General features: G+C 59.9%; 8 protein-coding genes and 1 tRNA gene. 8 read left to right on the plus strand and 1 reads right to left on the minus strand.

The annotated features are described in order from the left end of the window. Positions 1-22 precede the first annotated feature (22 nt). Entirely contained in the window at positions 23-1,576 is a 1,554-nt protein-coding gene (thrC, locus tag ACWI6D_RS00520) for a threonine synthase (RefSeq protein WP_449133259.1), read from the minus strand. Between the two features lie 363 nt (positions 1,577-1,939). On the opposite strand from thrC, the gene ACWI6D_RS00525 reads away from it, so the two are divergent. From ACWI6D_RS00525 to ACWI6D_RS00560, 8 genes are all read left to right on the plus strand, one after another. After that, positions 1,940-2,236 (plus strand): FeoA family protein, encoded by a 297-nt coding sequence (locus ACWI6D_RS00525; protein ID WP_288285677.1) that lies wholly within the window; start codon positions 1,940-1,942, stop codon positions 2,234-2,236. A 118-nt stretch (positions 2,237-2,354) separates the two neighbouring features. After that, positions 2,355-2,591, plus strand: a complete 237-nt coding sequence (locus tag ACWI6D_RS00530; RefSeq protein ID WP_129424112.1) for a FeoA family protein — start codon at positions 2,355-2,357, stop codon at positions 2,589-2,591. 190 nt (positions 2,592-2,781) lie between these two features. Then, a complete protein-coding gene (gene feoB, locus ACWI6D_RS00535; RefSeq protein WP_449133260.1) occupies positions 2,782-5,376 on the plus strand; it encodes a ferrous iron transporter B in 2,595 nt (864 codons plus the stop codon). A gap of 171 nt (positions 5,377-5,547) precedes the next feature. Further along, positions 5,548-5,766 carry a FeoB-associated Cys-rich membrane protein gene (locus ACWI6D_RS00540; protein WP_288285679.1) on the plus strand — a complete coding sequence of 73 codons (219 nt, stop codon included), beginning with the start codon at positions 5,548-5,550 and terminating at the stop codon, positions 5,764-5,766. Between the two features lie 422 nt (positions 5,767-6,188). Next, the gene (locus ACWI6D_RS00545) at positions 6,189-6,569 is read left to right on the plus strand and encodes a metal-dependent transcriptional regulator (protein WP_129424117.1); all 381 of its coding nucleotides are present in this window, start codon (positions 6,189-6,191) and stop codon (positions 6,567-6,569) included. Positions 6,570-6,754: 185 nt separating this feature from the next. Next, on the plus strand, positions 6,755-7,774 hold the full coding sequence (locus tag ACWI6D_RS00550; protein ID WP_449133261.1) for an FtsB family cell division protein: 1,020 nt from the start codon (positions 6,755-6,757) through the stop codon (positions 7,772-7,774). A gap of 14 nt (positions 7,775-7,788) precedes the next feature. Then, the gene (locus ACWI6D_RS00555; protein ID WP_449133262.1) at positions 7,789-8,766 is read left to right on the plus strand and encodes a Ppx/GppA phosphatase family protein; all 978 of its coding nucleotides are present in this window, start codon (positions 7,789-7,791) and stop codon (positions 8,764-8,766) included. 97 nt (positions 8,767-8,863) lie between these two features. Beyond that, positions 8,864-8,948: transfer RNA gene (locus ACWI6D_RS00560), tRNA-Leu, on the plus strand. The last annotated feature ends 31 nt before the right edge of the window (positions 8,949-8,979 follow it).

The raw sequence follows: 8,979 nt of genomic DNA on the forward strand, positions 1-8,979 counted from the left end.
CCTCCCTTTCTGGCAGGTGAATCTATTGCTGCAAAGCTGCCAAGAATTGCTCCGTGGCATGCTCGATATCAGCCGTGGTTCCGTCGATGACCTCGGTGAAGCGGATGGGCAGCTCGTCGAGCTCGGCCAAGCCGCGCGGCACGTCGTGATGGCCAGATTCCTGCGCTACCAGTTCATTGAGTTGGCAGCCGGAAAGCGCCTCGACGTCTGTGGGCAGCGGTTCACCAGGCTCCATGTCGTGCAGCGCGCGGTAGACGTTGTTGCCGAATTTCGCCCAATGGGCCGTGCTTGCGATAAGCACGGGGTTTTCGCCGCGCAGGTTCTGCGCTGCGCGGTACGCAACGGCGGTGTGAGGATCAAGCAGGTAGTCATGCTTGTCGAGCACCTCTTTGATGGTGCGCAGGCATTCGCTGTTGTCGACGCTGTCGGCGGCGAAGTGCTCGCGCACGCGCTTGAACGTTTCCTCATCAATGCGGAAGCGACGCTTCGTCTTCAGGTCGGACATCCATTCGGCAATGGCTTGCGCGTTGCGGTCCGTCAGTTCGAACAGCTGTCGCTCCAGGTTGGAGCTGACCAGGATGTCCATGGAGGGAGAGGGCGTCAGCACAAACGGGCGGTCGGACACGTCGTAGGTACCGGTATTGATGAAGTCGGTGAGCACGCGGTTTTCGTTGCTGGCGCACAGCAGCATGTCGATAGGGGTACCCATGCGCTTGGCGTAATACGCGGCCAGGATGTTGCCGAAGTTGCCGGTGGGCACGCACACGTCAAGCGGGTCGCCGGCCGAAAGCTTGCCGTCGGCAACAAGCTGCGCGTAAGCGGAAACGTAGTACACGACCTGCGGCAACAGGCGGCCCCAGTTAATGGAGTTCGCGCTTGAAAGCGACACGCCGTGTTCGGCAAGCAGCTTTGCGGCGAACTTCTCGTCGCCGAAGACGTTCTTCGCGCCCGTTTGACAGTCGTCGAAGTTGCCGCGCACGCCCCACACATTGACGTTGCCGCCGCGCTGCGTTGCCATCTGGCGGTACTGGATATCGCTGACGCCGCCATCGGGGTACATAACCGAGATGCTGACATGGTCAAGGTCGCGGAATCCTTCGAGCGCCGCCTTGCCGGTGTCGCCCGACGTGGCAACCAGGATAAGGAAGTCGTGGTCAAGGCGGCCTTGCTCGCGCAGCTGCGAGGCGGAGGCGCTGAAGAAGCGCGGCAGGCACTGCAGCGCCATGTCCTTAAACGCGCTGGTAGGGCCATGCCACAGTTCAAGCACGTGGGTGTTGGCGTCAAGCGACGTGATGGGACAGATGCGCTCATCGTCGAAGTTGCTGCCGTATGCCTGGCCCATAAGCTCGTCGATGGTCTGCGCCGGCAGGTTCACGCCGAAAGCGCGATAGATGCTGGCCGCGCGCTGAGCGTAAGGAAGCTTGGCAAGCGCACAGATATCGTCGATGGTCAGTTGGGGAATGTTCATGGGGACGTACAAGCCGCCGCCATCGGCAAGGCCGTTGATAACAGCTTCCGTGAACTCGACGGGTTCGGTAACGCATCCGCGCGTGTCGATGTAGCGATTGTCTTCCATGGGCTTTAGGCTTTCTCCGTTTTAGGGGCGAACAAGATTATTCATCTATAGCATACTATTTCCAAGTAAGTACAGATGGAAGAACGTTTTGGGACTCTTCACGCAAACGGCAGTGGATGCGGGATAGAGGGCGCAGGACGGGTGCGCTTTTGGGACGCGCGCTGCGTTTGGAGGGGCGGTGCGTCTCGGATAAGCGGCTAGCTTGGCCGGCTGGGACCCAGGCGTAAAAACGTGAAGTTATTGTGGCGAAACACTGAAAAATTACCTTAGGCGCACAAAAAAGTTGCGCAACGGTTCCATTTTAAGTCAAACAGATATAACATCATTACGTTCTACAAGGTTAACTCATGACGGGAGTGCAACGTGGAGAGTGTGATGGCAGCTGCTGCGCAAGGTGCGGCAAACGCCGATTCCGTGTCCGGCGTGTCCGTTCAGCAGATGCCGCTGTCTTTCTTGAAAGAAGGCGAAGCGGCACGCGTGGTGAAGGTGCGCGGCAGGGGAGATTTGCAGCATCACCTGGAGAATCTCGGCTTCGTGGAAGGTGCCGAGGTCAAGGTTGTTTCCGGTGTTGCCGGCGATTTGATCGTGTCGGTGAAAGGCGCGCAGGTGGCTATCGGCCGCCAGGCTGCAGCCCACATCATCACCACCGCTGGCGCATAAAGGCGCCGCAATTATTTTGGCGAACCTGGCCGCAGGTACACCTGCGGCCATTCGTGTGGCCGCATGCGGTCACGTACGAAGTTAGATGAAACAAAGAGAGAAGAGAGGAGAAAGCTTCATGGCTGAGGTTCAGGGCAAGACGCTGCGCGACGTGAAGATCGGCGAATCCGCAACGGTGCGACGCCTTACCGGCGAGGGCGCGCTGAAGCGCCACATCATGGACATGGGCATCACGAAAGGCGTCGAGGTGTTCGTGCGCAAGGTTGCGCCGCTTGGCGATCCCATCGAAGTGACCGTTCGCGGTTACGAGCTGTCGCTGCGCAAAAGCGAAGCGGAAAGCATCCTCGTCAACTAGTGCGCAAGCTGGCGTGTACAGCCGGCGCATGAGTTGACGATGATTCAGGCGCACGCGCGCCATTTTTTAAGGAACCGAGTTACCATTTGCTAACTCAAAATGGCCTCTGACCTGGGGTGATATTTGTTACCGAAGGGTAATGGGTAACCTCGGAAAACAAGCGAGGCCGCACATACACGAAAGGTTGAACATGGGAATCTGCATTGCGCTTGCCGGCAACCCGAACTGCGGCAAGACGACGATGTTCAACGACCTGACCGGCGCCAACCAATACGTTGGCAACTGGCCGGGCGTTACCGTCGAGAAGAAAGAGGGCAAGTACACGCGCGACAAGGACGTGACCATCACGGACCTGCCGGGCATCTACTCGCTGTCCCCGTATTCGCCCGAGGAAATCGTGGCGCGCGACTACCTGCTTGAGGGCGGCCCCGATGCCGTCATCAACTTGATCGACGCAACGAACCTTGAGCGCAACCTGTACCTGACCAGCCAGATCCTGAACCTGGGCGTGCCGGTTGTCATCGCGCTGAACATGATGGACCTGGTGGAGAAAAACGGCGACAAGATCGACGTTGCCGGCCTGTCCAAAGAGCTCGGCTGCCCCATCGTCCCCACGTCGGCCTTGAAGGGTCGCGGCATGGAAGACGTCGTGAAGGCCGCCATCGACGCTGCGAAAGGCAACAAGGTTCCCGCCACGCAGATGAAGTTCGACGCCGCCGTCGAGGAAGCGCTCACGAAGATTGAAGGCGTTCTGGGCAACAAGGTGCCCGCGGCCGCTGCACGCTGGTACGCCATCAAGCTGTTCGAGGCCGAGGACAAAACCATCACCGACCTCAAGCTTCCCAAGGCTGACCTTGACGCCATCGCGGCCATCCGCGAATCCATCGAGGACAAGTTCGACGACGATGCCGAGTCCATCGTCACGGCCGAGCGCTACAACGCCATCAGCCACGTCATCGACAAGACGGTCAAGCGCACGCGCACGGGTCTGACCACGTCGCAGAAGATCGACCGCGTTGTGACGAACCGTTGGCTTGGCCTGCCCATCTTCATCGTCATCATGTTCTTTGTCTACTGGCTGGCGGTTTCCGTCGGCGGCGGCGTGGTGACCGACTGGGCCAACGACGGCATTTCCGGCGACGGCTGGCTCTACACCGGCGGTGCTGCATTCGACGAGGCCACCGAGGAATACGAGGACGCGCATTCCCAGGTTGTGGCCTACGTCGAGAACATCTTGGGCGAGGACGAAGAGTCCGAGCTTCCTTCCGATGAGTCCCAGGAAGTGCTTGACGCGCTGGCCGCTGAAGAGCCCGAGGCTCCTGAAGACGATGCCGATGCAGACGCCGTGGCCGAATATGAAGACGCCATGGCCGAGTACGAAGATGCCCAGGCCATCGTAGCCGACTTCGACGAGCAGGCCGAGTCTACCCACGCCGTGGCAACCATGGAGGTTGAGGACGAGGACGGCAACGTCGAGGAGCAGCAGATCACCTTCGCCGACTACCAGAAGGCGCTTGAGGTAGAAGAGCCCGATCCTTCTGATGGCACGTGGGGCCTGTGGATCCCCGGTCTTGGCGCTATCATCGGCGACGCCATGGAGGCTGCCGACGTGGCCCCGTGGCTGCAGTCGCTCGTCAACGACGGCATCGTCGCCGGCGTCGGCGCGGTCATCGGCTTCATCCCTCAGATGGTCATCCTGTTCCTGCTGCTCGGCATCCTTGAGCTGTGCGGCTACATGTCCCGCGTCGCGTTCATCATGGACCGCATCTTCCGCAAGTTCGGTCTGTCCGGCAAGTCGTTCATCCCGATGCTCATCGCTTCCGGCTGCGGCGTGCCTGCCGTCATGTCCACGAAGACCATCGAGAACGAGATGGATCGCCGCATGACCATCATGACCACCACCATGATTCCCTGCGGGGCCAAGATGCCCATCATCGCGCTGGTGTTCGGCGCGCTGGCATCCGGTGACTCCTCTGCCACCTGGTATGTTGCACCGCTGTTCTACTTCCTGGGCGTCATCGCCATCATCATCTCCGGCATCATGCTGAAGAAGACGAAGCTGTTCGCGGGCGAAACCACGCCGTTCGTTATGGAGCTGCCCGAGTACCACATGCCTACCGTGAAGTCCATTCTGCTGTCCATGTGGGAGCGCGTGAAGGGCTACATTATCAAGGCTGGTACCATCATCTTCCTGTCCACCATCGTCATCTGGTTCCTCATGAACTTCGGCGATGCGGGCTCTGGCTTCGGCTTGCTTGACGCTGACGAGCCCGACTACATGGACTACAGCCTGATGGCGGGCCTGGGCAACCTGCTTGCCTGGATCTTCGCGCCGCTGGGCTTCGATAACTGGCAGGCCACCGCAACCGCCGTCACCGGCCTGGTTGCCAAGGAGAACGTCGTTGCCACCGTCGGCATCATCACGCAGCTGGCCGATTACGGCGAGGCGGACCCGCAGCTATGGTTCGGCTTCCTGCAGATGCTCGGCGCTTCGAAGGCCGCGGTTGTCGCGTTCTGCGCCTTCAACCTGCTGTGCGCTCCGTGCTTCGCTGCCATGGGCACTATTCGCCAGCAGCAGAACAACGCGAAGTGGTTCTGGATCACCATCGGCTACATGTGCGGCTTCGCTTGGTGCGTCGGCACGATGCTGTACCAGTTCGTGGGCCTGGCAACGGGCGAGGTGAGCTTCAACGTGTTCACCGTTGCGGCCATCGTCATTGCCGCAGCCATGCTGTTCCAGCTGTTCCGTCCCATGCCCAAGCGCAAGGAAGAGCAGTCGAAGTAAGTGCCGACGTTGCAATGTCAACCATATGCTACTGATGTTGTGACCTCGTGAAACGTTTGTGCGGGACGCTGTCTTTCCGGTGGCGTCCCGCCTGTATTCGCGCTACCATGTGCGCAAAACGCAACGCGTGCGCAAAGCCGTGCGCGCAACCGAAAGAAAAGGAGGCAGGCAGTGATCTTCGGATTGGAATTCACGCCGTCTACCGTGGTTGTCCTTGCCATCGTCGTGGCGTGGGCCGTGTGGGCCGTGCGCCGCTTGTGGCGCAACGGCATGTGCGACAGCCACGCCGATAGCCCGCGCGGGTGCTCGGGCGGCTGCGGTGGGTGCGCCGGATGCGGCGCCGCGGCGCGCATGGCGGCCGACATGCAGAAAGCGGTCGGAACGAAATAGGGAAGGGCGCGCTGCGTTTGCGCGTCATCTACCGAACTGATCAGCAAGGGAGGGCTGGCATTGTGCCGGCCCTCCCTTGCCTTATGTTCTGGAAAGCGAAAAAGAAGCCAAGGAAAACTTTTTCGAAAAAGTTATTGACGGCTTACTCAAGTTACCCTATACTGACAAATGTCAGCGGCAAGCAATCCCCCCAAGCGAACCGCTGGTCTCCTCTCTTTTTGCTGACCCGGTGGTGAAGCTCCTCTCGTCTGGCTATCACCACATCAGCATGCCAGCGAGGGCCTTATACCCCCCTCTTCGCCCTCGCTGGCTCCTCTCCTTTTTGTTCCCCTCATCGCGAAAATCGCCCGTCCGTTGCTTTTCGGTGACGTGTTGCATCGCTGTGGTACTATGAAAACCACGTATGAAGAAAGGAGGGGCCAATGGAAAAGATGTCTAAGTCGCACGAGGACTACCTTGAAGCCATCGTCATGCTCGGAGGCACGACGGAGGTGTCCGTTCGCTCGGTTGACATCGCCAATAAAATGGGTGTTTCCAAGGCTTCCGTGAATAAGGCAGTTACCGCGCTGAAAGAGAAAGCGCTTGCTGAGCAGCCGTATTATGGCGATGTGACGTTGACCGAGGCGGGCTATGCGTATGGCACCGCTGTGTACGATCGCCATCGCATGCTTTCGAAGTTCTTGAACAAGGAGCTGGGCATTCCCGAGGATGTTGCCGAGCAGGAGGCATGCCTTATGGAGCACGCCATCAGCGACGAGTCGTTCGAGAAATGGAGAGCTTATATTAAAAAGCTCGACCTGTAGCGCGCAGCTTCAAGCCGCATTTCGAAAAGCCACTGATAAACCCGCTTGTTTTCCCGTGAAGGCAAGCGGGTTTTCTGCTCTGGTGAGCGCAACGCGCGCCGGCTTGGTGTGGTATCCTCTCAGTTGCTTCTAGCGCCAATCACACTACGAAAACGAACCATATCTGCTAAGGGGCGATATCTTACATGTCGAGGCAAGCTCATATCCTCTCGTTTGACGACGTCAGGCGGGAAAACACCCGCTACTCTTCCACGCCGGTCCGCGCGCATCGCGCCTCTGATGACCCGGCGCAAACCGAGCGAGCGCCTCGTCGTCAAAACTCTCCGCTGCTGTCGTATCTTTCCGATGATTCGTTTGCCTACGATCCGTACGAGGATAGTGCGTACGGTCGCGAGCGCAACGGATCGCGTCGCCGTTCCCGCCAGCAGCAGGCGCCTGAGCGCACCCGCCGCGCACCGGACGGACGTCGTGCGGCTGCGTCGTCGCGCGCCGAGCGTAACACCGCACGCGCGAAGCGCGCCGAAAGCACCCGTGTAGAAGCCGATCAGGCCAACGAAGAGTTCGAGCAGCGCACCATAACGGCCGCCGATCGCCGCCGCGCGAAGGCCAAGTCGAAAGCGAAGGTCAAGGCCGAGCGCGCGTATGCCAAACAGTTCGGCTCCGATGTGCCGTCGGGCGAAGATGGCCCTCGCGCGGCGGTGTACAAAGGCCAGATGGGCGCAAGCCAGCGCCGAGCTCAGCGCATGCAAGAAGGGGAGGGCGCGCCGTCGGCAAATCGCCGCAAGGCCGGGTTCTCGCTTGCGTCGCTGTCGGGCATCGCGCAGACGCGCGGCTTCATGGTCGGTGCCGTTGTGGCGGCGTGCCTTGTGCTGTCGTTTATGTTCCTGTACGGGCCGGCGCAGCAATACTATTGCAGCGTTCGCGACCACGATAAGCTTGCAATCGAATATGCCGCGCTTTCCGATCGCAATAACGCGCTGCAAACAGATGTCGATTCGCTGCAAACCGACGCCGGCATCGAGCAGCGCGCTCACGATCAGCTCGGTTGGGTGAAACAGGGCGAGGAATCGGCAAAGGTGCGCGGCCTTGACCTGGACAATCAGGATCAAGGTACGGGAGTTATCGCCAACATCTCCTCCGACAGCATCCAGGCGCCTACCACGTGGTATTCGCCGGTGCTCGACGTCGTGTTCGGCTATAAATAGGTAAGCGGGGGCTTATGGGCTGCGAATCGGGAATGCAGGCATCGTATCGACCGGCGCGCTATGCGGCTATCGATATCGGAACGGTCACGTGTCGCATGCTGGTGGCCGATGTCGACGCTCAGGGCCACCTGTCCGAACTTGATCGCGAATACGCCATTGCAAACCTTGGCGAAGGCGTCGACGCCACGGGTGTGCTCAAACCCCAGGCAATCCAGCGTGTTGTTGGCATCGTGGACGGCTATTGCCGCGTGCGCGACGGGTTTTCGGACTCTGAACATGGCGCCATCGAAACCGTGGCGGTGGCCACGTCGGCGTCGCGCGATGCAAAAAACGCCGACGAGTTCGCAGGTGCGCTGCAGGGCATCGGTGTGAAGCTTTCCGTCATTCCCGGCGAAAAGGAAGCGGCGCTGTCGTTTTCCGGCGCATCGTGCGATTACGCTGGCGAAAACCTTATGGTCGTGGACATCGGCGGTGGCTCGACGGAAGTGGTCGTCGGCCGTGCGGGGCAGGCGCCTGTGTGGGCGCATTCGTTCAACATCGGGTGTCGCCGCGTCACCGAAAAATTTATCCACCACGATGTCCCGACGCAGCAAGAGCTTGATCTGGCGCGCGCGTGGATTCGCGAAGGCATGACCGCAAAATTCAGCGAGCTGTGCAAAACGGGCTTCGAGCTTTCGCGACTTGTTGCCGTTGCCGGCACTGCCACAACGGTGGTTGCCGTGCGCGACAAGATGGGCGTGTACGATTCCGCGAAGGTGCACAAGGCGTACGTTTCGCGTGCCGAGCTTGACGCGCAGTTCAAGCAGTTGGCGAACATGCCGCTTGAGCAGCGCCAAAGCGTTGTGGGGCTTGACCCGGGCCGTGCGCCTATCATTGTGGCGGGGCTGCTGATCATGCAGACCGTGCTTGATTTGGCGGGCGTGGACGGTTTCACGGTCAGCGAAACGGATATTTTGCATGGCATCATCTTGGATGCGGCGCGCATCTCGTAGCGCTTTTGGATTCGCGGGAAGGAAAACGGGCACCGGCCCGTTTTCTGGTATTATGGCAACGTTATCGTTTCTGCGCCGCATCGGCGTAAATCCAAACGGGGGCGTGGCGGAATTGGCATACGCAGCGGACTTAAAATCCGCCGCCGCAAGGCTTGTGGGTTCGAGTCCCACCGCCCCTACCAGGTATTTTGCAAACCAGGCACCTTATGCTAG

This window comes from Senegalimassilia sp., assembly GCF_977052095.1.